Source organism: Actinophytocola algeriensis (assembly GCF_014203735.1).
In the GTDB taxonomy this organism is placed as follows: domain Bacteria; phylum Actinomycetota; class Actinomycetes; order Mycobacteriales; family Pseudonocardiaceae; genus Actinophytocola; species Actinophytocola algeriensis.
In genome coordinates, this window is record NZ_JACHJQ010000008.1 from 305995 (window position 1) to 331692 (window position 25698).

General features: G+C 70.8%; 20 protein-coding genes and 2 pseudogenes. 9 read left to right on the plus strand and 13 right to left on the minus strand.

The annotated features are described in order from the left end of the window. Positions 1–8 precede the first annotated feature (8 nt). Positions 9–464 carry a hypothetical protein gene (locus tag FHR82_RS35010; protein ID WP_184814893.1) on the plus strand — a complete coding sequence of 152 codons (456 nt, stop codon included), beginning with the start codon at positions 9–11 and terminating at the stop codon, positions 462–464. A 152-nt stretch (positions 465–616) separates the two neighbouring features. Beyond that, the gene (locus FHR82_RS35015; protein ID WP_184814894.1) at positions 617–1492 is read left to right on the plus strand and encodes a DMT family protein; all 876 of its coding nucleotides are present in this window, start codon (positions 617–619) and stop codon (positions 1490–1492) included. A gap of 85 nt (positions 1493–1577) precedes the next feature. On the opposite strand, the gene FHR82_RS35020 is transcribed toward FHR82_RS35015, so the two are convergent. Then, on the minus strand, positions 1578–2417 hold the full coding sequence (locus FHR82_RS35020; RefSeq protein WP_225943849.1) for a poly(ethylene terephthalate) hydrolase family protein: 840 nt from the start codon (positions 2415–2417) through the stop codon (positions 1578–1580). A gap of 135 nt (positions 2418–2552) precedes the next feature. Here FHR82_RS35020 and FHR82_RS35025 point away from each other — a divergent pair, with 135 nt between their 5' ends. Continuing rightward, a complete protein-coding gene (locus FHR82_RS35025; protein WP_184814895.1) occupies positions 2553–4046 on the plus strand; it encodes a serine/threonine-protein kinase in 1494 nt (497 codons plus the stop codon). On the opposite strand, the gene FHR82_RS35030 is transcribed toward FHR82_RS35025, so the two are convergent. Together FHR82_RS35030 and FHR82_RS35035 are read right to left on the minus strand one after the other, a co-directional pair. Then, positions 4038–5309: a wax ester/triacylglycerol synthase domain-containing protein gene (locus FHR82_RS35030; protein ID WP_184814896.1), complete on the minus strand. Its 1272-nt coding sequence runs from the start codon at positions 5307–5309 to the stop codon at positions 4038–4040. The two genes, FHR82_RS35025 and FHR82_RS35030, sit on opposite strands and share 9 nt — an antisense overlap. 30 nt (positions 5310–5339) lie before the next feature. Further along, a complete protein-coding gene (locus tag FHR82_RS35035; protein ID WP_184814897.1) occupies positions 5340–6155 on the minus strand; it encodes a hypothetical protein in 816 nt (271 codons plus the stop codon). Between the two features lie 148 nt (positions 6156–6303). Between FHR82_RS35035 and FHR82_RS35040 the strand changes: the two genes are divergently transcribed. After that, positions 6304–7494, plus strand: a complete 1191-nt coding sequence (locus FHR82_RS35040) for a hypothetical protein (protein WP_184814898.1) — start codon at positions 6304–6306, stop codon at positions 7492–7494. On the opposite strand, the gene FHR82_RS46720 is transcribed toward FHR82_RS35040, so the two are convergent. The 4 genes and pseudogenes from FHR82_RS46720 to FHR82_RS35055 all read right to left on the minus strand — a co-directional run. Beyond that, positions 7482–7682 (minus strand): DUF397 domain-containing protein, encoded by a 201-nt coding sequence (locus FHR82_RS46720; protein WP_311771422.1) that lies wholly within the window; start codon positions 7680–7682, stop codon positions 7482–7484. The genes FHR82_RS35040 and FHR82_RS46720 overlap by 13 nt on opposite strands. Continuing rightward, entirely contained in the window at positions 7585–8625 is a 1041-nt protein-coding gene (locus FHR82_RS45385; RefSeq protein WP_221464666.1) for a helix-turn-helix domain-containing protein, read from the minus strand. Before FHR82_RS45385 ends, FHR82_RS46720 begins: the two co-directional genes overlap by 98 nt. A 31-nt stretch (positions 8626–8656) precedes the next feature. Next, positions 8657–9130, minus strand: a pseudogene (locus FHR82_RS35050) (helicase HerA-like domain-containing protein); the annotation flags it as partial. A gap of 22 nt (positions 9131–9152) precedes the next feature. Beyond that, positions 9153–11039, minus strand: a pseudogene (locus FHR82_RS35055) (MMPL family transporter); the annotation flags it as partial. 278 nt (positions 11040–11317) lie between these two features. On the opposite strand from FHR82_RS35055, the gene FHR82_RS35060 reads away from it, so the two are divergent. Next, positions 11318–14281 (plus strand): alpha-L-rhamnosidase-related protein, encoded by a 2964-nt coding sequence (locus tag FHR82_RS35060; RefSeq protein WP_184814900.1) that lies wholly within the window; start codon positions 11318–11320, stop codon positions 14279–14281. A gap of 64 nt (positions 14282–14345) precedes the next feature. After that, positions 14346–15980, plus strand: coding sequence for a rhamnogalacturonidase (locus tag FHR82_RS35065; RefSeq protein WP_260418155.1), 1635 nt, complete (start codon positions 14346–14348; stop codon positions 15978–15980). Here FHR82_RS35065 and FHR82_RS35070 read toward each other — a convergent pair. Then, positions 15965–16930, minus strand: a complete 966-nt coding sequence (locus FHR82_RS35070) for a helix-turn-helix transcriptional regulator (protein ID WP_184814901.1) — start codon at positions 16928–16930, stop codon at positions 15965–15967. The genes FHR82_RS35065 and FHR82_RS35070 overlap by 16 nt on opposite strands. A 54-nt stretch (positions 16931–16984) precedes the next feature. On the opposite strand from FHR82_RS35070, the gene FHR82_RS35075 reads away from it, so the two are divergent. Beyond that, positions 16985–17710, plus strand: a complete 726-nt coding sequence (locus FHR82_RS35075; protein WP_184814902.1) for an alpha/beta fold hydrolase — start codon at positions 16985–16987, stop codon at positions 17708–17710. 48 nt (positions 17711–17758) lie between these two features. Here the strand turns inward: FHR82_RS35075 and FHR82_RS35080 are convergent, their stop codons facing one another. The 3 genes from FHR82_RS35080 to FHR82_RS35090 form a co-directional block, all read right to left on the minus strand. Then, positions 17759–18889, minus strand: coding sequence for a right-handed parallel beta-helix repeat-containing protein (locus tag FHR82_RS35080; protein ID WP_221464668.1), 1131 nt, complete (start codon positions 18887–18889; stop codon positions 17759–17761). Then, entirely contained in the window at positions 18886–19653 is a 768-nt protein-coding gene (locus FHR82_RS35085) for a GH12 family glycosyl hydrolase domain-containing protein (protein WP_221464669.1), read from the minus strand. The genes FHR82_RS35080 and FHR82_RS35085 overlap by 4 nt, the downstream gene beginning before the upstream one ends. A 149-nt stretch (positions 19654–19802) precedes the next feature. Continuing rightward, positions 19803–20396, minus strand: coding sequence for a TetR/AcrR family transcriptional regulator (locus FHR82_RS35090; protein ID WP_184814904.1), 594 nt, complete (start codon positions 20394–20396; stop codon positions 19803–19805). A 61-nt stretch (positions 20397–20457) separates the two neighbouring features. Between FHR82_RS35090 and FHR82_RS35095 the strand changes: the two genes are divergently transcribed. Then, positions 20458–21771 carry a family 1 glycosylhydrolase gene (locus FHR82_RS35095; protein ID WP_184814905.1) on the plus strand — a complete coding sequence of 438 codons (1314 nt, stop codon included), beginning with the start codon at positions 20458–20460 and terminating at the stop codon, positions 21769–21771. On the opposite strand, the gene FHR82_RS35100 is transcribed toward FHR82_RS35095, so the two are convergent. Both FHR82_RS35100 and FHR82_RS35105 read right to left on the minus strand, forming a co-directional pair. Beyond that, the gene (locus FHR82_RS35100; protein ID WP_184814906.1) at positions 21741–22886 is read right to left on the minus strand and encodes an AI-2E family transporter; all 1146 of its coding nucleotides are present in this window, start codon (positions 22884–22886) and stop codon (positions 21741–21743) included. The two genes, FHR82_RS35095 and FHR82_RS35100, sit on opposite strands and share 31 nt — an antisense overlap. 56 nt (positions 22887–22942) lie before the next feature. Beyond that, positions 22943–24616 (minus strand): DEAD/DEAH box helicase, encoded by a 1674-nt coding sequence (locus FHR82_RS35105; RefSeq protein WP_184814907.1) that lies wholly within the window; start codon positions 24614–24616, stop codon positions 22943–22945. Between the two features lie 107 nt (positions 24617–24723). Here FHR82_RS35105 and FHR82_RS35110 point away from each other — a divergent pair, with 107 nt between their 5' ends. Next, positions 24724–25695 (plus strand): hypothetical protein, encoded by a 972-nt coding sequence (locus FHR82_RS35110; protein WP_184814908.1) that lies wholly within the window; start codon positions 24724–24726, stop codon positions 25693–25695. The last annotated feature ends 3 nt before the right edge of the window (positions 25696–25698 follow it).

The following is a 25698-nucleotide window of genomic DNA, read 5'->3' on the forward strand; positions in this document are numbered from 1 at the left end:
AGGACACCATGATCCGAAGACTCCTGGCCGTGCTCGTCCTCGCTGGCTCGCTGGTCGTCGCCGTGCCGGGGAGCGCGTCAGCGGCCGGCCAGTGCCCGAACCCGTTCTGGGGCATCTTCTGCCCGACGCCGTACCTGTCGACCGGCTACGGCGCGGTCGCGCAGGCCACCCAGCTCTCCGCCGCGGGCGCCGACGCGCGGTTCGGCATGTACAGCCCGATCACCGGCGCGTTCTCGCCTTCGACGGACTGGCTGGACCTCGTCAAGAACAAGTGGGTCGAGCTCGACGCGGTCAAGTCGACCGACAACGTCGTCGCGCCGATCAAGGGGTACGCCACGGTCGCCACCCCACTGGGTGAGGCCTCGTGGGTGACCCAGTATTTCTTCGGTTACGGCCGGTGGGGCATCTACAACCTCAACACCAAGCTCTTCTATCCCGAGAGTGACTGGTTCCCGGTCTCCTGACCGAGTGGGGGCGGTCACACCGGATCCGCCCACACCGTCGCCCCCGGGGCGCTACCCTCCGTAGGTAGAGCTCCGGGGGTTGCTCATGCCCTCGCACGTCCGAACGCGGACGCTGGACCACCCCGTCCGCCGGGCGAACCGAGAAGAGTGGCATGGCCGACCTGATCATCACCATCTCACTGTGCATCGCGGTCGCGATCGCCTATGCGACGGCGGCGCTCATCCAGGCCCGCTACGCGCATCTCCCGGTCGTCCAGCTGCTGCGCATCCCCCAGTTCTGGCTGGCGCTCGCACTCAACGCGCTCGGCGCGGCACTGCACGTGACGTCCCTGGCCTTCGGTCCGCTGTCGCTGATCCAGCCGCTGGGCGTGCTCACGCTCGTCATCGCGGTCCCGTTGGCGGCGGTCACCGCCCAGCGGCGGGTGACCAGTCTCGAACTGAAGGGCATGACGAGCACGGTCATCGGCCTCGCGGGGCTGGCGCTGATCATCACGACGACGGGCACGACGCAGACCCTCGCCCCCACCGAGCTGATCGGGCTGCTGGTCGCCACGGTGGCCGTCGTCGCCGTCCTGGGTTTCGCCGGGCACCGGCCGGGCGCGTCGACGCTGTGGGAGGCCACCGCGGGCGGCGCCGCCTACGCGGTGTGTTCGGCCCTGTGCCAGACCGTGGTGGTGACGACCGGTGAGGACGGCGCCGGGGTGCTGCTGCGGCCGATCACGATCGTGGCGGTCATCGGCATCGCCGTGTTCGCGGTCGTCGCGACGCTGCTCACCCAGCGTTCCTACCGCAACGGGCTCGCCGCTCCCCTGGCCGTCACGAACCTGGTCAACCCGGCCACCGCGACCGTCATCGGCGTCGTCCTCCTCGGTGAGCACCTCGCCACCACGCCCGTCGAGGTCGTCATCGCCGTCGTGTGTGCCCTGCTCGCCGGCCTGGGCGTGTCCCAGCTGGCCCGTGCCCGCGACGTGGTGCCGGGCCCTACGGCACCCGCCCCGCGTGAGGACGTACCCGCGGGTCGCGCCTGAAGGGTCGGTTCCCCGCGCCGCCGCTGCCGGGGCTCGGCGCGTGACAGCCGCGGCCCGCCCGGCGAGGGCGGGCCCAGCAGTCACGTCAGCTCAGGTTCTTCTGCAGCACGTCCCAGTCGGTGGCGCACAGACCGCAGTCCGGGCCGACGAACTGTGCCCTGCTGGTGGGGTCGCCCTTCAGCTGCCACTTCAGCCAGTGGCCGCCGACGCGGCCGAACTCGCCGCCGTTCGGCTGGTCGAACGTGCCGAAGTGGCCGACGTCCAGGTTGCCCATGAACGCGGGCAGCCCGGCGGGGAGCCGGCCCCAGTCGTCCATCGCGTTCGGGTACGCGATGTCGCTCGGGCCGCCGATGAAGTACGCGATCGGGGCACGCAGGCGGGACAGCAGGTAGTTCTGGCTGTCCCGGAGCAGTCCGCTGTTCCACAGGACCGTGGTGGTGATCCGGGGGTCGTCCGCCACCTCGTAGGTCTCGATGCCGCCGCAGGACTGGCCCATGACCGCGACCTTGCTGGTGTCGATCCTGCCGCGGTACTTGCTGCCGATCCGTGAGTTCTCCGCGATCGCCCAGTCGATCGAGTCGATGAGCATGTCGGAGTCGGTCGATCCGGAGCCGCCCGGCCTGCCGTTCGCGATGACGAGGAACCCGTGCGAGGCCCACTCGGTGAGGATGTTCTGGAACCACGTGCCGTCCGCGCGGCAGGCCCCGTTGCCCCACGCGACGATCGGCAGCCGGACGTTCGTGGGCAACGTGTTCGGCCGGTAGATGGTGTGGTTCGCCAACCGCAGGGTCGTCTCGTACCCGGCGGAGTACGGCCCCGAACCGGCGAGGACGGACGGCGGGGCGTCCGCCGTCGCACTGACCGTGCCCGAGGTCAGCGTGCCGAGCAGGAGGAGGGCGACGGTGATGGCACTGCGCATTCTCATGGGCTGCTCCACTGTCGGTGATGGGGTGCCGCCATTGTGTGGCCGGAATTCGTTGTGCATCCAGGGAAAACGGGCAAGACCGGTGAAACCGCCGATGCGGTGCGTGATGGGGCGCGGACGTACGACAATGGGTGGATGCTGAGTCCTGGCGAGCAGGTCGGCGCTTATCGCGTGGTCGAGCAGGTCGGTGCGGCAGGGACCACCGCCGACGTGTACCGCGCCCGGAACCAGGCCGGTGACGACGTCGCGCTGAAGCTGCTCTGCGAACCGACGTCCCAGGCCCGGCGCGAGGCCGACGTCGTCACCGGCCTCGACTACCCGAGGATCGTGCGCACGTACGAGGTCCTCGAGTACGACGGCCACCTCTGCCTGGTGCAGGAGTGGGTCGACGGCCCGGCACTCGAGGCGCTGCTGGCGCACGGCCTGAGGCTCGGTTACCCGGAGACCCTGCGGATCGGGCGTGACCTGGCGGCCGCGCTGGCGTACGCGCACGCACTTGGTGTCCTGCACCGCGATGTCAAGCCCGCCAACGTGTTGCGCGCCCCGGACGGCCACTTCAAGCTGGTGGACTTCGGCGCGGCCGGCATGCTGGACTCCGCCACCGGCCGCACACGGGCGGGCCAGATCGCGGGCACCCCCCTGTACATGTCGCCCGAACAGGCCGTCGGCATCCCGCAGACCGCCGCCTCGGACGTCTACGGCCTCGCGCTGGTGTTGTTCCAGTGCCTCCACGGCACGGTGCCCGGCGCGAACTCGGCGGACTACCTCGAACTCCTCGGCGCCCGGACCAGCACGACGGTCGAGGTGCCGCCGTCGCCGCTGCAGCCCCTCCTCCAGCGGTGCCTGGCCACCGATCCGCTGCTACGACCCCAGTCCGCGGGGGAGGTGCTCACCGAGCTGGACCGGCTCGCGGGGCCGGACGCGCTCGACTACCAACCGCCGTACCACTTTCCGCAGCAGTACCCACCGTTCGACTGGGCAGGCCCGAACAGCTACCCACCACCGGCCGGGATGGGTCAGCACGGCGTCCCGCACCAACTCCCGCCGTACGAGACGCCGGGCTGGCAACCGCCGTACGGGGCGGGGCAACTCGGTGTCCCGCCGGCGAGCAGGCGCGGCATGAAGGTGGCGGCCGTCGCCGCGGCTGTCGTGGTCCTTGGACTCCTCGCCGCGCTGCTCGCGTTCCTGGACACCGGTGCCTGGCTGCGGGTCGGTGCCGGGGTGGTGGTCGTGCCGGTCGCGTTGCTGGTGGCGTGGCGGGTGCGGCGGCTCACGGGCCGCGCGCCCGACGCCGAGCGCCGGGCGGTCGGCATCCTCACCGGCGCGGAGTCGCGAACCGCGCTCACCGAGTCGATGGTGCTGGAGATCGACCAGGTCGTCGCCAGGCTCAAGGGGCTCGACGCGAGGCTTCTCGGCCTCACCATGGTGCTGCTCATCCGCGAGGCGGAGGAGGCGAAGAAGTCCGCCGACCGGGTGGCCGCGCTCGTGCAGATGGTGACGCTCATGGAGAAGCTGACCAGGCAGCTCTCCCCCTGGTACGTGCGGCACAAGGAGGCGATCGCCACCGGCATCGCCATCGTGGGTTCGCTCGCCGGCGTGGCGAGCGTCGTGAGCGGTTTCCTACGCTGACGTCTCCACCGCCCGGGGGACGTGCACGCGGTGCAGTTCGTGCAGGGCGTCGGTCCAGTGGGTGGTCAGGTCCACCGGGGAGGGGGCGCCTTCCGGAGCCAGGACCGTCAGAGTGGCGCGGTCGCCGTAGGTGGCGAAGAACGCGAAGCACGCGTGCGCGGGCGGCAGCCACGGCAACGCGGTGACGCCCGTGACCTGCTGTCCCAGCAACGAAAGCGGTGCCGTGACGCGGATGCTCGACAGCGTCATCGCGACGCGGGTGTGGTCGGTGACGCGCAGCATGGCCCAGCCCGCCGCCTTGCCCGCGCCTCGGGTGATGGTGCTCCACACCCGGCGGTACCGGGCCGTGCGGCGACGGGCCGCCGCGACGCGCACGACGCGCAGGCGTTCGTCCGGGGTCGCGGTGCCGCACGGGAGGTCCGCGCGCATGAAGCCCAGGCGGTTCACCTCGGCCGGGTCGCCCGGGTCGCGGGCGTCCACCGGGATGTTGACCGGCCTGCGGGACGTCTCCGGCCTCGGCTGCCACCGGTCCAGGGCCGCCGACATGGCCGACAGGTGGACCTGGTTCACCGTCGCGCCGGTGCGGTTCGCGATGTCGGTGAGCAGCGCGAGGTCGGTCTCCGCCGTGGCCACCTCGCGGCCGGGGCCGTACTGGCGCAGCCGCACGGGGGCAGCACGCTTGCCGCGCCACAGGTCCAGCGCGATCGGCAGCAGCGCGGGCCAGCCGCGGGGCCGGTGCTTCCCCGCGGTGGCGGGGAGGTCGTCGTCACCCAGCAGGGTGCGGACCGTGCGCAGAGCGGCGGCCGCGTCCTGGCGGGCGTGGTGCACGAGGTAGTAGAGCCGCCAGCCGTCGTCGTCCGGGGTGAGCCACAGGCCCCACGGCGGGCGGGCCGGGTCCTGCGTGCCCAGGATCTCCCCCGCCGACAGCACGCCGGGGTGCGGCGGCAGCGTCCGGACGTGGTGGGCGATGTCGAAGTCCGGGTCGCGTTCCCACTGGACCGAAGCACGGGCGACCAGCCGTTCGGTCAGCCGCGGGAGGCGGGACAGGCGGGCCGCGACCCGCTCCCGCACTTCCTCGGCGGACGGGCACGGCCCGGAGAACCGGAACACCAGCCCGAACCAGATGTCGGCCGGGTCCGGCGCGAGCTGTCCGAGCCGCGCGAACGCCGTGCCGAGGAAGTCAGCGGGAACTGTCGACGAGTTGTCCATGCGCCATGCCTTCACCGAGTCCGAAAGATGGGCGAAGTATTCGGTGGCCGGCATGACTTCGGCATGACTCCTGGTCGCCGCGCCCTACGACCAGTTGCCCGCCAGCGGGACGTCGGTCGGGCCGCCGTACTGGACGGTCACGTCCGCGTTGCCGGGACTGTTGGCGTTGCGGAGGTAGAACGTCATGTTGGGGACCCGGTAGGTGCTGATCGTGTCGTACGGGTCGCCGTCCCAGTTGCCGACGAGCGGGGTGTCGGCGGGCGCGCCGTACTTGACCGTGCCGTCCGCCGGTCCGTTCGAGTTGCTGTTGCGCAGGTAGAACGTCTGGTTCGGCACGCGGTACGTGCCGATCGTGGTGGTGCCGTCGCCATCCCAGTCACCGGCGATCGGCACGTCGGCCGCGTTGCCCCACGCGAACGTGATGTCCGCGGGCCCGGTGGTGTTCGAGTTGCGCAGGTAGAAGAACCGGTTCTCGGGCCGGTACACACCGATGGTCGTGGTGCCGTTGCCGTCCCAGTCGCCGACGATCGGGACGTCGCCGCCGTTGCCGAACCTGGCGACGGCGTCCGCGTTGCCCCTCGTGTTGCTGTCGCGGAGGTAGAAGGTCCCGTTGCCAGGCCGGAAGGTCCCGATCGTGTCGATGCCGTCGCCGTTCCAGTCACCGGCGAGCGGGGTGTCGATGAACGCCCCGTACTGCACGGTGATGTCGGCCTGCCCCGGCGTGTTGGAGCCGCGCAGGTAGAAGGTCGCGTCGCTGACGCGGTACACGCCGATCGTCTGGGTTGTGTCCGCGGCCGGTCTCGGCTCGGGCGCCGGTGCCCCCGACGCGGTGGGTGCGAGAGCGACGGCGCCGCAGACGGCCGCCGTGGCGGCAGCGGCAGCACGCATGGTGGATTTCATGATTTCCTCCCCAGGATTTCCGGTGTTCCGGTGCCATGGGGGACGTGTGGGGGGTGGCGGCGTTGCGTCGGCTTTGGCTATTGCCCGGCCGGGCAGATCCTCACTAACGTGTAGCACGATCTGTGAATTTCCGACCACAGGGGGCGTTATGTCAGGACGCCGGATCGCCACACGTTCGGGACTCGCCGTCGCGGTGCTCGCCGCCGGGTTGCTCCTCGCCCCCGGTACCGCCGCCGCGGCCGTTCCGACCAACCTTCCCACCAGCCAGTACACCCTCAGCGCGAACTACGGCCAGTTCAACGCGATCAACACCGCACTCGTGTCGACGCTGGGCACCGCGTCCGTGCACACGGTGATGACGAACGCCAACCACGACCGCACGGGGCTGCCGTCGTCGTTCTCGATTCCGGGTCTGGAGACCGGTTTCCGGTTCGACAGCGCGGACAACTCGGACTGCAGGAGCTACCCGCAGGGCATCACGACGAGCCGTGACGCGGTGGGCACGGCCGACAGCGGCAACTACGACGGCCACCAGCTGGTCGTGGTCAGCTGGTACACCGACGGCGCCTGCGGTGGCAGCACGGAACGCAGCAGGCTCACGATCGTCGACTGGGACGCCACGTACCCCAACAAGTACCGCAAGGTCCTGCTCGTCGAACCGACGGGAACCGCGACCACGCCGAACTTCAAGGACATCCCGATCCACGCGGGCGGAGTCTCCTGGTACGGCCACTACCTCTACGTCGCCGACACCGGGCGCGGGATGCGCGTGTTCGACATGCGCAAGATCCTCAAGACCAACACCGGCGGCACCGCGGACCAGATCGGCAGGCAGCCGAACGGCGCGTACTACGCCCACAACTACGCCTACGTGCTGCCGCAGGTCGGCACCATCACCTCGAACACCACGTCCGGCACGTCGCTGCGGTGGTCGACGATCTCGCTCGACCGGGTCAGCAGGTCGATGGTCGTGACGGAGTACACCTGCCAGTCGTGCACCAACTACCCGAAACGCGCACCGAGGGCGATCCGCTACCCGTTCGGCTCCGGCGGCACGTTCGCCGCGTCGACGACGGCGAGCCAGGCGCTCCAGCTGCCCTGGTACAACCTCAACGGCGTCGCGTCCCACAACGGGCGGTGGTGGTTCGCGTCATCCGGCCAGAAGCAGCTCTACTACTGGACACCGACCGCGGGCTCGACCACGTACGGCTGGGTGAGCGGCGCGGAAAGCATCTCCTACTGGGAGGACGACACCAACCCGGACCTGCTGTGGACGCTGCAGGAAGGGGTCGGCAACCGCAACGTGTTCGCGGTGACGCAGGCGACCTACGACGGCTGAGGCACGTCCTGGACGAGCCGGTGCCACGCGGCGGCGGGGACGGTCAGCATCGGGCCGTCGGTGTTCTTGGAGTCGCGGACCAGCACCCCGTCACTGGTAGATGGGGGTCGGTGGCTCCACGCCACCTCGACGCAGCTCGTTCCTTCGCCGCCGCTGTAGCTGCTCTTTCGCCAGGAGGTCTGCGACACGCCGTTGACTCCCTCGGTCGTACTCGTCGGCCAGACCGGCCGCGAACTCCCGGGATTGTCCCTCATTCAGGGCGACGTCCGCGAGCATGGGCATCAGCTCGCGGTAGCTGCGCACATAGCCGGGATCGTCGATGATCAGGCCACCATCGCAGAGATTCTCCAGGTACACCATCGGGCGGTGCTCCTGGAACTCCATCAAATGAAACGCGCCGCCCAGCGCGGACCGCTCTCCCGCCGCACTGGGCACGACCCGCAGTGAAACGTGGTCCATCGCCGCGGTGAGCACCAGGTGCAGCAACTGCTCGTGCATAACCTGGTCGGAGCCGACCCGGAGCCGCAGTGCGTGCTCGTGGATGAAGAAGGTGAACCGCGCTGGATCGGGCAACGACAGAATTCGCCGTCGTTCCATCCGGGTACGCACCGCGCCAGCCACCCGGTCCTCGTCGATGTCAGGTTTGACGGCGGTGACGAGCGCGCGGGCGTACTCGGGTGTCTGCAACAGGCCGTGGATCACTTGCGGCTCATAGATGATCGAATGCTCGGCCGACGACTCGTGGAAGATCAGCGACTGGAGTGACCCGTCGATCCGCTTGTCCGACAGGTAGTAGCCCTCCTGGCATTCGGCCACCCTGGCGAAGTCCACGATCGGCTGCACCTCGGACAGCCGCGCCCCGCACATCACCGTGTACTGGATGACGTCCGTCGTGGTCGACGGCCGCCGCCCGCTCTCCATGCGCGAGACCGTCGCAGGCGACCAGCCCAGCCTGCGTGCGAGCGCGTCCCCGCTCAGCCCTGCCTTCTCCCTGACGCGACGCAACATCCCACCCAGTTCCCGGTAGGCGGCCGACGCGTGACGAATGCCCATACCGGTCACGCTATGACGAAGCACCGACAGAAAGCGGGGGCGCCGCGCCAGGTCCACCCCATGGTTGTACTCCGCCACAGGTCTTTCCCCGGTGGCAAGGCAGGAGGCGTCAGCGGCGGCGGGTGCCGAACAGGCCGCGGGTGATCTCGCGGCCGACGGTGCTCGCGGCCGACCGCAGGAACGACTTGACCGCCTTGTTGCCCATGACCTTCTCGGCGAACCCCGGTTCGTCCTCGTCCTTCCGCGCGGCTTCGGGCTTCTCCGCCGGTTTCCCAACAGGTTTCCCGGCCGGTTTCCCGGCCGGCGCGGCGGCCTTCTGTGCCATGCGCTCGTAGGCCGACTCCCGGTCGACGGTCTCGGCGTACGTGCCGTGCAACGCCGACGCCGCGGCCGCCGCCTTGATGGCGTCGTCGCCTATGGTGCCCATCAGCGACCTCGGCGGCCGAAGCCGGGTCCACGCCACCGGCGTCGGCGCACCGGTCTCGCTCAGCACCGTCACGATCGCCTCGCCGATGCCCAGTGACGTCAGTGCCTTGTCCAGCTCGTAGTGCGGCGTCGTCGGGTACGTCTTCACAGTCCGCGCCGATGGCGTCCTTCGTGGACCTGAGGCCCACCGCCTCGCGGATGCGGCTCACCACGAACACGTGGTAGTCCATCGACAGCCCGAACAACGTCACGAACAGGATCACCGGCAGCCACGCCGTGATGCCGCCCGTGGACGTGAAGCCGAGCAGACCCTCCGCCCAGGTGTTCTGGAACACCAGCACCAGCAGGCCGTACGCGGCACCCGCCGACAGCAGGTTCAGCCCGATGGCGGACAGCGCGATGACCGGGGCGCGGAACGCCCACAGCATCACCAGGAACGTCAGCAGCAGCACGAACCCGATCACCCACGGCAGCGCGCTGGTCATGGACTCGACGAAGTCGTTCTCCCCCGCGGTCTGGCCGCTCACCGCGAACTCCGCGCCGGCGACCGCGCCGATCGTGGCGGGCAGCAGCGTGGCCCGCAGCCGCTCGAGCGACTGGTCGGCCTCGGCGGAGCCGCCGTCGTGCGGGATGCCCGCCGAGATCAGGTAGATCCGGCCGTCGCGCGCCGGCGTGACCTCCGGCGGCTGGTCGTGCGCGAAGCCGGGGTCGTCGGCGATGCGGTCGAGCAGCCTGCCGACCGCGGCCTCGCCGTCCGCCGTGGCCGACGCGGGCACCCGCACCGCGATCTGGTGCGACGCGCCGGTGCTCGGGAACGCCTCGGTCATCCGGTCGTAGGACCGCATGATCGGGATGCTGCGCGGCAGGTCCGCCTCGGACGGCGCGTTGAGCGTCATGCCGAACGCGGGCACGGCGAGCGCCCCGAGCAGGCCGACCCCGACCACGAGCGTGGTCTTCGGCCGTTGCAGGCTCGGTCGCAGGACCGCACCCCAGAACTTCGACGTACCGGCGTTGTTCCGCATGGAAAGCCGCCACAGGAACGGGATCCTGGGCTTGTCGACCCACCGGCCGAGCTTCGCGAGCAGCGCGGGCAGGACGGTGATGGAGCCGATCATGGCGGCCAGGACGACCATGATGGTGCCGACGGCGATCGAGGAGAACACGACGTCGTTGACCACGAACATGCCCGCCATCGCGACGGTGACGGCGATGCCGGAGACCACGATCGCGTGCCCGGAGGTGGCGGCCGCGATCTCGACCGCGTCCACGTGCCCGGCGCCCTTCGCGCGTTCCTCGCGGTCGCGGCGCACGTAGAAGAGCGAGTAGTCCACGCCGACGGCCATGCCGATCAGCAGGATCATGCTGGCGGTGTTGTCGGTCGCGGGAATCAGGTGCGAGGCGAGTGCCGACAGCCCGAGCGCGGCCCCCACCGCGGACATCGCGAGCAGCACCGGCACACCGGCGGCGATCAGCGCACCGAAGACCACCAGCATGATCACCAGCGTGACCGGGATGCTGATCAGCTCGGCCTTCTGGAAGTCGTCCCCCAGCGTCTCGGTCAGCGCCTTGTCCAGCGACGCGCCGCCGACCTGTTCCACCCGCAGGTCGGGGTAGTCCTTCTGCACGGCCGCGGTGGTGTCGAGCAGCGCGCCGACGCGGTCCTCCGCGGTCTCCCGGTCGCCCGCGATCGCCACGTTCACGAGCACCGCGGTGCCCTTCGGGGACGGCACGGGGTCGCTCACGTCGCCCACGTCGCGCAGCCCGGACATCCCGGCACGCACGTCGTTCGCCGCGGCCGTGGCGCGAGCGGAGTCCAACTCGCCGTCACGGGCGGAGATCAGGACGTTCTCGGTCGCCGGGCGCGTGAACCCGGCCTCGTCGACGATGCTCTGGTAGGTGGCGAGCTCACCCGTCGGGTTGTCGTCGAAGTCGGCCTGCTTCGTGCCGACAGCCTGCCCCGCGCCGATGCAGATCGCCACGAACAGCAGCCAGGCGCCGATCGCGCGCCACGGGTGCTCGGCACTCCATCTGGCGACCCGCACGGTCAACAACGGCTTCCCCATCATGATCCCCTCGTTCCACGGTCTTCGTGCAGACCCAAGGTTCGAGCACGGGGCGGCTGCCGTGCTCCGGGCTTACCCGGGACCGGCCTCAGGGATCACCCTGAAACCCGGAGTGTGATGCGACGCTCCCGGAATGCAGCCGGATCAAGGCCAGGACCTGGGGAAAGGCCTTGCCTCAACGGTTTTGCGGAACGAGCCCCTTGTCCCGACGGCCTCGGCACCGTTACGGTGGCGACCTAGAACGTTTCAAGACGTGACTGCCGGTCACAGGAGGCTCGCCGATGCGCCCCAGACCCGGTTCCCCCGTGCTCGCCGCGGTTCTCGTGTTCCTCGCGGCCCTCCTGACGCCCGGCGCCGCGCTCGCGGCCCCCGGCAACCACCCACCCGGCGCACCCGCCCGCCTGACGGTCGGCGATCTGACCGATCCACTCGCGGTGGAGGGTGCGCCGCGGTTCGGCTGGCTGCCGAGGGATCGCGACCGCGGCGAGGTGCAGACCGCCTACCAGGTCGTGGTCACCGGCGCGGACGGCGTCGTCTGGGACAGCGGCAGGGTCACCTCGTCACGGCAGTCCTGGGTCGCCGGACCTGACCTCGAACCCGGCAGCACCTACCGCTGGACGGTGCGGACGTGGGACCGGCACGGTGTGCCGTCGCCCTACGCGCGGCCCGCGTCGTTCGACACCGCCCTGCGGGACGCCGACTGGTCGGGTGCGGCCTGGATCCGCCGCCCCGCCACGGGCAACGACGCCGCCAACGAGTGGACGCTCGCACGGAAGGTCGTCCCGGTCGGCCGGGGGGAGATCGTGCGGGCCCGCGCCTACGTGTCGGCGACCAGCGACTGGGAACTGCTCGTCAACGGTGTCTCGGTCAGCCGCGGCAGCTCCTACGGCTACCCCGGTGAGGGCTACTACGACGTCACCGCGCTGACGAACCTGAAGCCGGGCGAGGCCGCGGTGATCGGCATCCGCTACCACTACTGGACCTGCCGCTGCCAGGGCCGCGCCAACGGCCCGCAGTCACCGGAGGGCCCGTCCGGGCTGCTCGCCAAGATCGTCGTGGACCACGCCGACGGCACTCGCGAGACCACCGTCTCGGACGGCTCGTGGCGGCTCACGAAGGACACCGCCCAGGACGTCACCACGCTGACCTACCGCAACTCCGACGCCGGTGACCGTGTCGAGTACGTCGACGCCACGCGGGAGACCACCGGGTGGCACTCCCCCGGGTTCGACGACAGCGCGTGGACCGCCGCGACGGTCACCGGCCCGCACCCGAGGCCGAACCCGCCGAGCTGCACCGGCTACGGCTCCGCGCCGTGCGCGTTCACGCACCTGCGTCCCCAGCAGGCACACCTGCGGTACGAGACCGTCCACCCGGTGTCGGTGCGGCGGCTGCCCGACGGCACGGTCTTCGCGGACTTCGGCGAGGTCGTGGCCGCGGTCCCCCGGGTCCGCTTCGAGCACGGCACCGCGGGCCACGCGGTCACCATGACGACGAGCTACCGCCGCACCAACAGCACGCTGACCGCCGCCACCGACGCCGGTGCGCGCAGCGTGTCGGTGGCGGCGACGGCGAACGTCCACCCCGGCGACGAGATCACCGTCGACGCCCCCGCCAACGGATATGGACCGGGTGCGCCGGAGACGCGCGTGGTCACCGCCGTCGATCCACAAGGGACGGTGGCGCTCGACCGGCCGCTGCGCCGGGCGCACGCCGCCGGAGCCTGGGTGGAGAACTCGCGGGCCGGGACGTCCGGGCTGGACACCCAGGGCAGCGACATGCGGTTCCACTACACGCAGAAGGCGGGCGAGCAGGTCGCGCAGCCGTTCACGTACTGGGGCTGGCGGTACCTGGAGATCAGCGACCCCGGCGAGCACCTGTCCGCACGCGACATCGCGGCGGTGACGCAGGCGACCGACGTCGCTCCGGCCGAGGCGGCCACGTTCTCGAGCGACAACCCCACGCTCGACGCGGTGTTCGACCTGATGGCGCACTCCGCGCTGTACTCGGCGCAGAACGTCTTCCTCGACACCCCGACCCGCGAGAAGGGCCAGTTCCTCGGCGACACGATCGACCAGTCGTTCGCGACCATGGAGGCCCTGCACGAGCGCGCCCTCACGCGGCAGGCGATCGTCGAGTTCATGGGCTCGCAGGACCGCTTCTGGCCGAACGGCGCGATGAACGCCGTCTACCCGAACGGTGACGGCAAGCGCGACATCCCCGACTACACGGAGATGTTCCCCGAGTGGGTCATGCGCTACCACCTGCTGACCGGCGACGACGACCTCGTCCGGCAGGCGCTCCCGGCCATGCGGCGGGTGGCCGACTACATCTCGGCGGCGGTGGACAGCCGTGGGCTGGTGACGAACCTGCCCGGCGGTAGCGGGGCCTACGCGAACGGGATCATCGACTGGCCCGCACCGATGCGCTATGACTCGGTGATCACCGGCAACGCCAGCCGCACGGTGGTCAACGCGCTGGCGGTCGGCGCCTTCCACGCGGTCGCGGACGGTGCCGAGGTCGTCGGCGACCCGGTGACCGCCGCCGAGTACCACCGGCGCGCGGCGGCGCTCACGGCCGCCATGAACGAGCACCTGACAGACCCGGCCACCGGCTACTACGCCGACGGGCTCACCGCCGACGGGCAGCGGATCCCCAACTCGTCGCAGCACGCGCAGAGCTTCCCCGTGGCGTACGGCGTCGCACCGGACCGCGACCACCTGGCCGCCTATATCGGTGACCTGGGCATGCGCCAGGGACCGATGACGTTGCGGCAGCTGCTGTCCGCCGTTCCCCCGGAGACCGTCGTCCGGCTCCTCACCGACGCGACCGGCGAGGGCCCGGCGCAGGTCCTGGCCGAGGGCGGCACGTTCCTGTGGGAGCAGTGGCGGCCCGGCTGTCCCGTGGCCGGGTGCCGGGGCACGCAGGTCGACCAGAACAGCAGCGAGAGCCTCTCCCACGGGTGGGGTGCGGCCGGGATCAGCGCGATCCTCCAGTCGCTGCTGGGGTTGCGGGTGACCGGGCCGGGCGCGGAGACGCTCACGATCGCCCCGCCCGCGTCGGGTCTCGCCCATGCCCGCGGTACCGCGTGGACCCAGCGCGGCCCGGTGACCGTCGCGTGGCGGCGCGCCGCGGAGAAGTTCTCGGTGGACGTCACGCTGCCGGTGAACGTCACCGCGACGGTCGTGCTGCCCTCCGGTGAGCGGTTCACCGCCGGGTCGGGCCGCAGCCACTTCCAGTCCTAGTGCTGTGTCCACTTGCGTTGGCCGAACCCGGCAATCCTCAGTGACACAGCACCAGGGAGCACAAATGTCCAGATCACCGAACCGCCGCGACGCGCTCCGGATCGGAGTCGTCGGCGCCACAACGGGTGTGGTCGCACCCCTCGCCATGACCGCCGACGCCAGCCCGTCCGGCGGCCCGCTCTTCGACGTCACGAGGTACGGCGCCAAGGGCGACGGGAAGACCATCGACTCGCCCGCGATCAACCGGGCGATCGGCGCCGCCGTGGCCGCCGGTGGCGGCACGGTGTACTTCCCGTCCGGCACCTACGCGAGCTACTCGGTGCGGCTCAGGAGCGGTGTCACCCTCCACCTCGACCGCGGCGCGACCCTGCTGGCCGCCGCACCCGTGGACGGCACGGGGTTCGACCCGCCGGGCGACGGCGCGGGCAACCCGTACCAGGACTTCGGGCACAGCCACTGGCGCGCCAGCCTCATCTGGGGCGAGAACCTGACCGACATCGGCATCAGCGGCCCCGGCCGGATCGACGGCGCCGCGCTGGTGCGGAACATGTCCGCCGACAGCCCGCCCGGCACCGGCGACAAGGCGATCGCGCTGAAGCTGTGCCGCAACGTCGTGATCCGCGACATCACGATCGTGCGCGGCGGGCACCTGTCGATCCTGCCCACCGGCGTGGACAACCTGACCATCCACAACGTGCGGATCGACACCATCCGCGACGGCATCAACGTCGACTGCTGCCGCAACGTGCGGATCTCGGACTGCACGGTCAACACCCACGGCGACGACGCGATCGTGCTGAAGAGCAGCTACGCACTGGGTTTCCCGCGCGCCACCGAGAACGTCACGATCGCCGACACGATGGTCAGCGGCTACGACGTCGGCACGCTCGTCGACGGCACCTACGGCCGCGACGACCCCGCCGCGGCCGACCGCGACGGACCCACCGGGCGGATCAAGTTCGGCACCGAGTCCAACGGCGGCTTCCGCAACATCGCCATCTCGAACATGATCTTCGAGCGGTGCCGCGGCCTCGCGCTCGAGACCGTGGACGGCGGTCTGCTCGAGGACGTCACGATCAGCAACATCACCATGCGGGACGTGTCGAACACCCCGTTCTTCCTGCGGCTCGGCGCCCGGATGCGCGGACCGGCCGGCCGCGAGATCGGCAAGCTGCGCCGGATCAGCATCAGTGACGTGACCGTGCACAACGCGGACCCCCGGTACCCGTCGATGATCGTCGGCCTGCCGGGCCACGACGTGGCGGACGTGCGGCTGTCGAACATCCGCATCCACATGCGTGGCGGGCTGTCCATGACCGAGGCCGCAGAGCAGCCGCCGGAGCTGATCAACACGTTCTTCGCCGAGCCGGGCGCTCGCGAGCCGTACGCCGTCCCGGACCGGCCGCAGGCGTACCCGGAGCCGTCGATGTTCGGCATCCTGCCCGCGTGGGCGTTCTACATCCGCCACGCCACGGGTGTCCAGCTGGACAACGTGACCGCGCGGTTCGACGAGCCGGACACCCGGCCCGCGGTGGTGTGCGAGGACGTGCGGGACGTGGAGTTCCACCACGTCCGGCTGTCCAAAGCGGACGGTGCGCCGACGTTCGTGCTGCGCGACGTCACGGACTTCGCCCTGCACCAGGGCCGCCCGGTCGAGGAGGCCCGGATCCCGGGGCACGTCGATCACCGGGAGCTGTGAGCGCCCTCGGTCAACCGCTCGGCCAGGCGGACCACCTCCGCGCGGAGCTCGTCCGGGTACTCGATCGCGAAGTCGCACCCGAGCCACGCGAGCACCCCGGCCACCCACTCCAGGCGGTTCGCACGCAGCAGCAGGCGAACCCCGTCCTCGGTCCCGGTCAGCGTCGCGACACCGGCCGGGAGCTTCTCGCGCACCTCGGCGACCGTCGTGCCGAGCAGCAGCACGGAAGCCTCGTACGGGTACGCCACGTCCGCGAGCCCAGCCAGGACTCTGGCGGTCGGGTCGAAGTCGGCGGGCACCTCGAACGAGCCGGGCACCAGCTCGGCCGCGGCGATGCGGTCGAGGCGGAACGTGCGCACCTCGCCGCGCAGCGAGTCCAGACCCGTGACGTACCAGCGGCCCGAGTGGAACACCAGCCCGTACGGCTCGACCCGCCGCTCGCTCGCACTCCCCCGCCAGCTGGTGTAGGTGATCGCGACGGGCTGGTGGCGGCGGGCGGCGTCGGCGAGCACCAGCAGCACGGCGGTGCCCGGCGGGCTCGTCTGCCACGCGGGCGCGGTGAACGCGGCCGAGGACAGCAGTGCGTCGAGCCTGCGGCCGAGTGCCTCGGGCAGCACCCGCCGCACCTTCGCGGACGCGCTGTCGACCGCCGCGCCGGCCGCCGTCACCAGGCCCGCGCGGCGCCCGGCGACGAGACCGAGCACGACCGCCACGGCCTCGTCGTCGGTCAGCATGAGCGGCGGCAGCTTGTAGCCGGGCATCAGCCGGTAGCCGCCGTACCGGCCGCGGCGCGACTCGATCGGGATGCCGAGGTCGGTGAGGTGCTGGGCGTAGCGCCGCAGGGTGCGCTCGTCGACGCCGAGGCGGCCGGCGAGCGTCGAGACGGTGTGCGTGCCGCCGTTCTGGAGCAGTTCGAGCAGCGCGAGCACCCGGGCCGTGGGTCGGGTCACAAGGCCGACAATACCGGGCGGGTTCTGCCCGGTATCAGTCATAGCGTCCTGGGCATGACGACATATGTGCTGGTCCCTGGTTTCTGGCTCGGTGGGTGGGCGTGGCGGTCAGTCGCCGATGACCTGCGGGCGCGCGGTCACGAGGTGCACGCGGTGACCCTCACCGGTCTCGGCGACCGCGCGCACCTGGCGCGGCCGGACGTCGACCTGGACGTGCACGTCACCGACGTGCTGAACGTGTTGCGGTACGAGGACCTGACCGACGTGGTGCTGGTCGGCCACAGCTACGCGGGTGCGGTGGTCGTCCCGGCCGTGGCGGACCGCGCGCCGGAGCGGGTCGCGAAGCTCGTGTTCGTCGACACCGGCCCGCTGCCGGATGGCACCGCGCAGTGCGAGTTCGACGAGCCCGACGAGCAGGCGGCGACCGCGGAGCTGGTCAAGGCCCACGGCGACGGGTGGCGCCTGCCCCCGCCGCCGTGGGAGCAGCTCGCCGAGGAGGTCGGTTTCGACAAGGACGCCCTCGCTGCCCTCGTCGAGCGTTCCGTCCCGCAGCCGTGGGCGACCGCGACCACGCCGGTGACCCTCACCGGCGTGTGGGAGAAGCTGCCGCGGCTCGGCATCCTGTGCGGCTTCACCGAAGAACAGGCCCGTGCCATGGCGGCGGCGCCGATGTTCCGGCACATGGCGGGTGACCGGTGGGAGTTCGCGGAGCTGCCCACCTGGCATTGGCCGATGTTCTCCCGTCCGGCGGACCTCGCGGAAATCCTGCACGGCGCATGACGCCGGCGAAGGCGTGTTCGGGAGTGTTCCCGAACACGCCTTCAGCCATCAGCCGCACACGTTCATGCTCGTGTTGTTGAGCACCAGGTTGCGGAAGACCGTGTTCGTGCCGCACGGGCTTTCCTGAATGGCGTTGTTGGTGACCGTCATGTTCTGGATGTAGATGTCGGCGTTGTTCGGGAACTCGCTCCGCGCGGCGAGCCGGATGCCGCCACCGCCGGACACGGTGCCGCTCTGGCCCGCGATCGTGACGTTGTAGCAGTTCTCCACGAGGATCGCGTTGTTGCCGGTGTTCGCGATGTCGACCCGGTCCACGACCAGGCCACCGCTCTCGGACACGCAGAAGATCCCGCGCCCGCCGCCACGGGCGCGGACCGTGCCGACGCGGACGTTGGTGGGATAGGAGTTCCCGATGCGCCCGTTGCGGTTCGCGACCCGGAACGCGGCGTACCCCGTGCCGGTGCCCGCGTTCTCCGCGTCCACCGTGCCGACCGTCGCGTTGATCGTGTCGTTCAGCAGCAGGCCGGAGTCCCGCGTGTTGCGTGCGGTGACCGTGCCGATGGTCAGCCCGTCCACGCCGTAGGTCTCCACGCCGTGGGTGCCCGTGCCGGACACGTACACGTTGTCGATCCGGATGTTGCGGCTGCGCACGCTCGTGTTGCCGCGGTTGTCGATGCGGATGCCGAGCCCGCCGGACAGGCGCATGTCGATCTGTCCCAGCACGACGTTGTCCACGTTGCGCAGGAACACGCCGTACAGCGGGGCGCCGGTGAGCTTCAGGTGCTGCACCTCGATGTCCCGCGTGCCGCGCGAGTAGACCGGTGCCTGGTCGCCGGACCCGGAACCGGTCACGTTGATCGTGCCGCACGAGTCCAGGACGGTGTAGCTCGGCAGGGAGATCCGCGACCCGGCGCTGATCGTGCCGCCCTGCCACACCACGACCCGCTCCTTGCTGGTGCGGCCCGGGGTGAGGCTGCTGACCGCGGCCTGCACGGCCGCGCGCATGTCCGATCCCGTGTAGACGGTCGTGCCGCCGCGGCGGGCGGTCCACGTGCTGCCGTTCAGGTAGGCCTCGGCGTGGAACGACCCGCTGCCGCAGTCGGCCGCGACGGCGGTCTGCTGTGGCACCCCGAGCAGTGCGGCCACCGTGGCGACGACTGTCGCGATCGCGCGCTTCACCGGATGTCCGCGGTGTAGGCGTCGGTGTCGAGCTGGCCGTTGCCGGTGAACACCTCGGTGCCCGCCTCGATGCTCGACAGGTACTTCGTGTTGCTCACCCACCCCCGGCTGACGAGGTGGCCGAGGAAGTCCTGCATGTGCAGCGTCGCCGAGGACGTGTTGGACCGCCGGACGAAGGAGAAGACGTTCCAGCCGATGTTGCCGCGGTAGAGGTCCCACGTGGTGCCCGCGATCGTGACGGTGCCCTGGAGCGTGCCGAGCGGGCCCGCGCCGCCCGCGCGGTAGAGCCAGATCATCACCTCGTCGGTCGGGTTGTGCTGCCAGTCCGGGTTGGGGATGTCGTGCAGCCACAGGTCGTAGGCGACGTTCATGGTCCCCGAGCCGGAGACCCGGTAGCGCCAGTCGGTGTAGATGTCGCGGCCGGCGTTCAGCCGCACCGGCAGCTCGTGGCCGGTGGTCTTCCAGCCCCAGTGCCAGCCGAGCACGCTGCTGGTGAAGGACTTCACCTGGTTCTGCTGGCCGGACCAGCCCCAGCTGGTGCCCCAGCCGATGGTCGAGCCCTGGTAGTTGTCCCACAAGCACTGCCAGCCGGAGCCGGAGTCCTGGCCCCACAGGTTGTTGTTGAGCCAGTACTTGCCCGCGGTGATCGAGCCGAACGGTTCACACGTGTTGGCCGCCGCCGCTGCGGGGCCGGGAGGTACGACGGGTACGGCGGTGAAGACGACAGCGGCGAACGCAGCTGTCAGCAGGGACCTCCAGCGCACCGGGATCACGCCCTTTCCTGGGTCGTTTTGTGCGCGCTCCATCGAATTGACGTCGAAGCGCTTCGACGACGTTTCGACAGATTCGATGATCGAATCCGCGGAAACGTGTAACAGGAATATTAAGGCGAATTGCCACGCGCGGACAACGGTCAGCGCAGACCGGTCAGCATTTCCAGCGCGTCGACGAACGCGTCGTGCCGCACGGTGTCCGGCGCGACGTGGGCGAGGGTGGCGATGCCGTTCTCCATCGCGAGCACGATCGCCGCCAGCTGTTCGGCGGGTACCGGCAGGTCGGCCGCCCTGGCCCGGATCGCGTCGGTGTACCAGGCGATGCCGCGCCGCTCGTACTCGGCGAGGCGCGGCGCGACCTCGGGGTTGCGCAGCGCGTAGAGCCGGAACTCGGTCAGCAGCAGGAACCGGTTGCGGTCGGCGAACCGGTTGCCGGGAAGCTCGCGGAGCCGGTCGAACGCGTCCCGCACCGACGGGCTCTCCGCGTTGATGCGCCCACCGTGCTCGATGTCGTCGTCGAGCCACCGGTCGAGCACGGCGAGGAACAGGTCGTCCTTGCTGGCGAAGTTGGCGTACACCGCGCCGCGGGTGTAGCCGGCCCGCTCGGCGATCCGCTCGAGCGTCGTCGCACCGAACCCGTGCTCGGCGAACACCTCCTCCGCCGCGTCGAGCAGCCGCGTGCGGGTCTGGGCGACGCTCTCGGTGCGGCTGAGCCGCTTGACACGGGCTGGCACACCGCTAGCGTAGCTCACATACACGGATGTATCTGGATTCGCCGACGTATCCGGAGGAACCATGCGCCGCCGCCCCGTCCTCGGTCTCGTCGTCGCTCTCCTGGCGGGCGCGGTCTCCGCCGTCGGCGCGCCACCGGCGCAGGCCGAGGAGCCGTTCCTCTGGGGCGTGGCCACCTCCGGTTACCAGTCGGAAGGCTCGGCACCGGACAGCAACTGGCGGCGCTACGAGCAGTCGGGCACCTCGTCGATCGAGGAGCCGTACCGGAACGCGGTGGACTTCCGCCACCGGTACGCCGAGGACATCGCGAACGCGAGGGCCCTCGGCGCGCGGGTGTTCCGGTTCGGTGTCGAGTGGGCGCGGGTCGAGCCGCGCGAGGACGTCGTCGACCAGGCCGAGCTGGCCTACTACGACGACGTGGTCGACCACGTGCTGGCGGCGGGCATGCGGCCCATGATCACCCTCGACCACTGGGTGTACCCGGGCTGGGTCGCCGACCAGGGCGGCTGGGACACGCAGAAGACCGTCGACGACTGGCTCGCCAACGCGCGTCGCGTCGTGGACCGGTACAAGGGCAAGGGCGCCATCTGGATCACCGTCAACGAACCGACCGTGTACGTGCAGAACGAGATCGAGAACGGCGGCATCCAGGCGTGGCAGGCACCGTGGATGCAGTCGCGCCTGGTCACCGTGCACCGCAGGGCCTACGACCTGATCCACCAGCTCGACCCGGGCGCGATGGTGTCCAGCAACGCCGCCTACATCCCGGGTGTGCAGGCCGCGCTCGACGCGACGTTCGTCGACCACGTCAGGGACAAGCTCGACTTCGTGGGCGTGGACTACTACTACGGCGCCAGCCTCGACAACCTCAGCGCGGTGCACGGCGTGAACGGCGAGTTCTGGAAGATCGACCCGCAGCCGGACGGCATCTACTACGTGCTGCGGTACTACGCGCGGAAGTTCCCGGACCTCCCGCTGTACGTGGTGGAGAGCGGTATGCCGACCGACGACGGCCGCGCCCGCCCGGACGGCTACACCCGCGCCGACCACCTGCGGGACCACGTCTACTGGGTGCAGCGCGCGAAGGCCGACGGCATGGACGTGATCGGCTACAACTACTGGAGCATCACGGACAACTACGAGTGGGGCAGCTACCGGCCGCGCTTCGGTCTGTACACAGTGGACGCCCGGTCGGACCCCGCGCTCAACCGCCGTCCGACCGACGGGGTCGCCGCCTACCGGTCACTGGTGGCAGGCGACGGCGTGCCCGCAGGCTACCGCCCGGTCAAGGCGCCCGCGGTGTGCTCGCTCGTCGACGGGCTCGACAGCTGCCTGCGCCCGGCGCCCTACCCCGGCCCGCTCGCGCCGCTGGGCTGAGTCTCGCCGACGGCTTCGCTGGCCTCGCCGGTTTCGCCGGTTTCGCTGGTCGTTTCGTCGTCGTCGGGTGCCTGTTCCCGCAGCGTGAGGTACACCGACCGGACGACGGCCATCACCGGCACGGCGAACAGCGCGCCGACGATCCCCGCCAGCTCCACGCCGACGGCGACCACGAGGATCACCGCGACCGGGTGCAGCTTCACCGACTTGCTCACCAGCAGCGGCTCGAAGACGTTGCCCTCCAACTGCTGCACGAGCACGACGACGCCGATCACGATGAGCGCGATCAGCGGGCCCTGCGCCACGAGCGCGACCAGCACGGCGACCAGGCCCGTGACGAACGCCCCGACGATCGGCACGAACGCGCCGAGGAACACGAGGGCGGCCAGCGGGAGCACCAGCGGCACGCCGGTGATCCACAACCCGAGCCCGATGCCGACCGCGTCGATGAGGGCGACGAGCACGGTCACCCGGACGTAGCGGGTCAGGTCGGTGAACGCGCGGCTGCCCGCACGGCGGACCAGGCCGCGGTGCCGCGCGGGCACCGGGCTGGTGACGCCCCGCCACATCCGGTCGCCGTCGTGCAGGAAGAAGATCAGCAGGAACACGACGAGCACGAACCCGGCGAGCATCGCACCCGCGGTCGACAGCACGCCGAACGCGCCGGACGCGATCGTGGACCGGTTGCGGTTGAACCAGTTCTGCCCCTCGGCGAGCATCGACTCGAGCTGTTGACCGGTGAGGCCCAGCGGCCCGTCGGTGAGCCAGCTCCGCAGCTGCTGGTAGCTCTCGCCGAGCTGCTTGCCAAGATCCGGCAGCCCGGCGACGAGCGTGGCGACCATGAACCAGACGAGCCCGCCGAGCGCGGCGATGCCGACCAGCAACACGATCGCGGCCGCGAGCGCCTTCGGCACCCGGTGGCGCACGAGCAGCGAGACGCCGGGCGACAGCAGCGCGGCGACCAGCACCGCGACCGCGACCGGCGCGACCACGATCATCAGGCGGGTGACGACCTGTCCGAGCACCCACAGCGTCGCCGCGATGACCAACACGTACAGGCAGGTGATCGCGGTCCGCCGCAACGCGCTGCCCGACCGTGGCGTTTCGGTGCTCATCGCTGACAAGGTAGCCGCATCGCCGAGGTTCAAACCACTTGTGAGGCCCGGAAGAGCTACCGCTTCTGGAACCGCTCCCTGCGCACGGTGGCCCGCCTGCCCTTGATCGTGCTGCCCCGCAGCGCCGCGACCACCTCGTCCGCGGCCGACTCCGGCACCTCGACGAGGGAGAACCGGTCGGCGATCTCGATGGTCCCGATGTCGCGGCCCTTGAGCCGGGACTCGCCCGCGATCGCACCGACCAGGTCCTGTGGCCGCACTCCGGCCGCCCGGCCCGCGCCGACGAACAGCCGCACCATGCCCCGGCCACCACTGCGCCGCCGGTCCCTGCCGCCGCCTTCCTTGCCGCCGCCGTCCCGGCCCTCGGGTTGCGCGTACGGCGTGACCTCGGGGATCTCCTGCTCGTCCGCCGCGGCACCGCCCGCCTCGTGCGCGAGCTTGACGGCGGCGAGCGCCACCTCCACGATGTCGAACTCCTCGGCGAGCTGCTCGATGACCGGGCGGAAGCGGTCGAGGTCGTCCTCGAGGAGGCTCTCCCGCAGCGCGGCCCTGGTCAGCTCGAGCCGCTGCGCGCGCAGGTCGGCGACGCTCGGCAGCTTCTCGACGGCGATCCGCTGCCCGGTGACGCGCTGGATGCTCTTCAGCATCCGGTGCTCGCGCGGGTCGGCGAGGGTGATCGCCACGCCTTCGCGCCCGGCCCGGCCGACCCGGCCGATGCGGTGGGTGTAGGTGTCGGGCGCGCTCGGCACGTCGTAGTTGACCACGTGGGACAGCTGTTCGATGTCCAGTCCGCGCGCGGCCACGTCGGTGGCGACCACGAGGTCGGCCGTGCCCGCGCGGAGCCTGCCCACGACCCGGTCGCGCTGCCCCTGGTCGATGCCGCCGTGGAGCGCCTCCGCGCGGTAGCCGCGGCCGTTGAGGGTCTCGGTGAGCTGGTCGACCGCCTCGCGGGTCCGGCAGAACACCACCGCCGCGGTCGGCGCGTGCACGTCGAGCACGCGGCCGAGCGCGGCCGGCTTGTGACCGCGTGGCACCACGTACGCGACCTGCCTGATCAGCGCGGTGTCGTCGTCTCCGACCGTGGCGGCCTTGCCCAGCTCGACGCGGGCAGGCTCGTGCAGGTGCCGCTTGATCATCCCGTTGACGCGGGCCGGCATCGTCGCCGAGAACAGCAGGATCTGCCGCTCCTCCGGCACGTCGGCCAGGATCGACTCGATGTCCTCCGCGAAGCCCATGTCGAGCATCTCGTCGGCCTCGTCCAGCACGACCATCTCGAGCCTGGTCATCGCGAGGGTGCCGCGGGCGATGTGGTCGAGCGCACGGCCGGGGGTCGCCACGACGACGTCGACGCCGCGGTCCAGTTCCCGCAGCTGCCTGCCGATCGGCTGCCCGCCGTACACCGGCAGGACCCGTGCGCCGAGCCCACGCCCGTAGCGGTGCATGGCCTCGCAGACCTGGACCGCCAGCTCCCTGGTGGGCACCAGCACCAGCGCGGCGGGTTCCTTGTCCTGACGCGGCAACCCGATCCGGTTCAGCACGGGCAGCGCGAAGGCGGCCGTCTTGCCGGTGCCGGTCGCGGCCTGTCCTACGAGGTCCCGTCCGGCCAGAACCTGCGGAATCGCCTCACGCTGGATGGGGGTCGGCTCCTCGTAGCCGAGCCCGGTCAGCGCCTGCAGCAACTCCGGTCGCAGCGCCAGGTCGGTGAACCCCGCCGCGTTCGCGGTCGTCATGATCTCTCCTCTGCTCAGGCCACAGAGCGTAACTCCCGGGAACGGAACGGACGTTTCCGCAGTCGTAGGCGGCAGCGACACGGTGTGAGACGAGCGGGAGGCCCCTGGTGACGTACCCACAGCAGCCCTACGGCGGGCAGGACCCGTATGCCGGCCAGAGCGGCTACGGCGGATACGGCGGTTACGGAGCCCCGCCACCTCCACCACCGAAGAAGAACACGGGAGCCGTCGTGGCCGTGGTCGCGGTGGTCGTGGTCGTGCTGGCGGCGGTCGGCATCACCGGGTTCGTCGCGCCCGGCTTCTTCCTGAGCGACTCGGAGACCCCGGTCGGCGAACCCTCGACCACGAACACGACCACGTCGTCCTCCGAGAAGCCCAGCGGCGACGGCGCGGAGGACGCGCTCGCCGCGGTCACCGACGGTCTGGACTCCCAGGACAAGGACGCGCTGGAGGAGGTCGCCTGCGCGGACGCGGAGACCATCGTGGGCGAGGCGATCGACGACGCCGAGAACGTGACCGGCGCTGAGCTGACCGACACCGAGGAGGTGTCCGACGACGAGGTCAGGGGCACCGTCGAGATCTCGGTCGACGACCAGTCCGGCGAGTTCGAGGTCACGGTCGTCGCCGACGGCGGCGACTGGTGCTGGCAGGACATCGCGGCGGTCGGCGGGCCGACCACGAGTGAGCCGACGAAGCCTTCGGGGTCCGAGCCGTCCACCAAGCCGTCCGGACCGGGCGGCACGCCCACCGCGGATGGCAAGCCGGTCCCCGCGGAGGCCCTGGCCGCCATGACGAAGTTCCTCGACGCGGTCAACACCGGTGACGCGGCCGCCGCGAAGGGCACCCTGTGCGCGGACGCCATCAACACCGCCGCGGACGTCGACGAGCTGATCGGCTACGACCCGGCCCTGGAGATCGACCCGACGATGGACGGGATCTCGTCCGGCAGCGAGTCCGTGCAGCTGTACCTGCGGGGCACCGCGAAGGGCCAGGAGCTGGAGGGCTACTCCACGAACCTGTGGGTGGTCAGCTACGACGGCCCGTGGTGCGTGCACGGGTTCCGCGCGGTCGTCATCTGAGCG

Bases quoted from the DNA above. Each gene is read 5' to 3' on its own strand.
- FHR82_RS35010 (WP_184814893.1), top strand. From the start codon at position 9: ATGATCCGAAGACTCCTGGCCGTGCTCGTCCTCGCTGGCTCGCTGGTC.
- FHR82_RS35015 (WP_184814894.1), top strand. From the start codon at position 617: ATGGCCGACCTGATCATCACCATCTCACTGTGCATCGCGGTCGCGATC.
- FHR82_RS35020 (WP_225943849.1), bottom strand. From the start codon at position 2,417: ATGAGAATGCGCAGTGCCATCACCGTCGCCCTCCTCCTGCTCGGCACG.
- FHR82_RS35025 (WP_184814895.1), top strand. From the start codon at position 2,553: ATGCTGAGTCCTGGCGAGCAGGTCGGCGCTTATCGCGTGGTCGAGCAG.
- FHR82_RS35030 (WP_184814896.1), bottom strand. From the start codon at position 5,309: ATGCCGGCCACCGAATACTTCGCCCATCTTTCGGACTCGGTGAAGGCA.
- FHR82_RS35035 (WP_184814897.1), bottom strand. From the start codon at position 6,155: ATGAAATCCACCATGCGTGCTGCCGCTGCCGCCACGGCGGCCGTCTGC.
- FHR82_RS35040 (WP_184814898.1), top strand. From the start codon at position 6,304: ATGTCAGGACGCCGGATCGCCACACGTTCGGGACTCGCCGTCGCGGTG.
- FHR82_RS35060 (WP_184814900.1), top strand. From the start codon at position 11,318: ATGCGCCCCAGACCCGGTTCCCCCGTGCTCGCCGCGGTTCTCGTGTTC.
- FHR82_RS35065 (WP_260418155.1), top strand. From the start codon at position 14,346: ATGTCCAGATCACCGAACCGCCGCGACGCGCTCCGGATCGGAGTCGTC.
- FHR82_RS35075 (WP_184814902.1), top strand. From the start codon at position 16,985: ATGACGACATATGTGCTGGTCCCTGGTTTCTGGCTCGGTGGGTGGGCG.
- FHR82_RS35095 (WP_184814905.1), top strand. From the start codon at position 20,458: ATGCGCCGCCGCCCCGTCCTCGGTCTCGTCGTCGCTCTCCTGGCGGGC.
- FHR82_RS35100 (WP_184814906.1), bottom strand. From the start codon at position 22,886: ATGAGCACCGAAACGCCACGGTCGGGCAGCGCGTTGCGGCGGACCGCG.
- FHR82_RS35105 (WP_184814907.1), bottom strand. From the start codon at position 24,616: ATGACGACCGCGAACGCGGCGGGGTTCACCGACCTGGCGCTGCGACCG.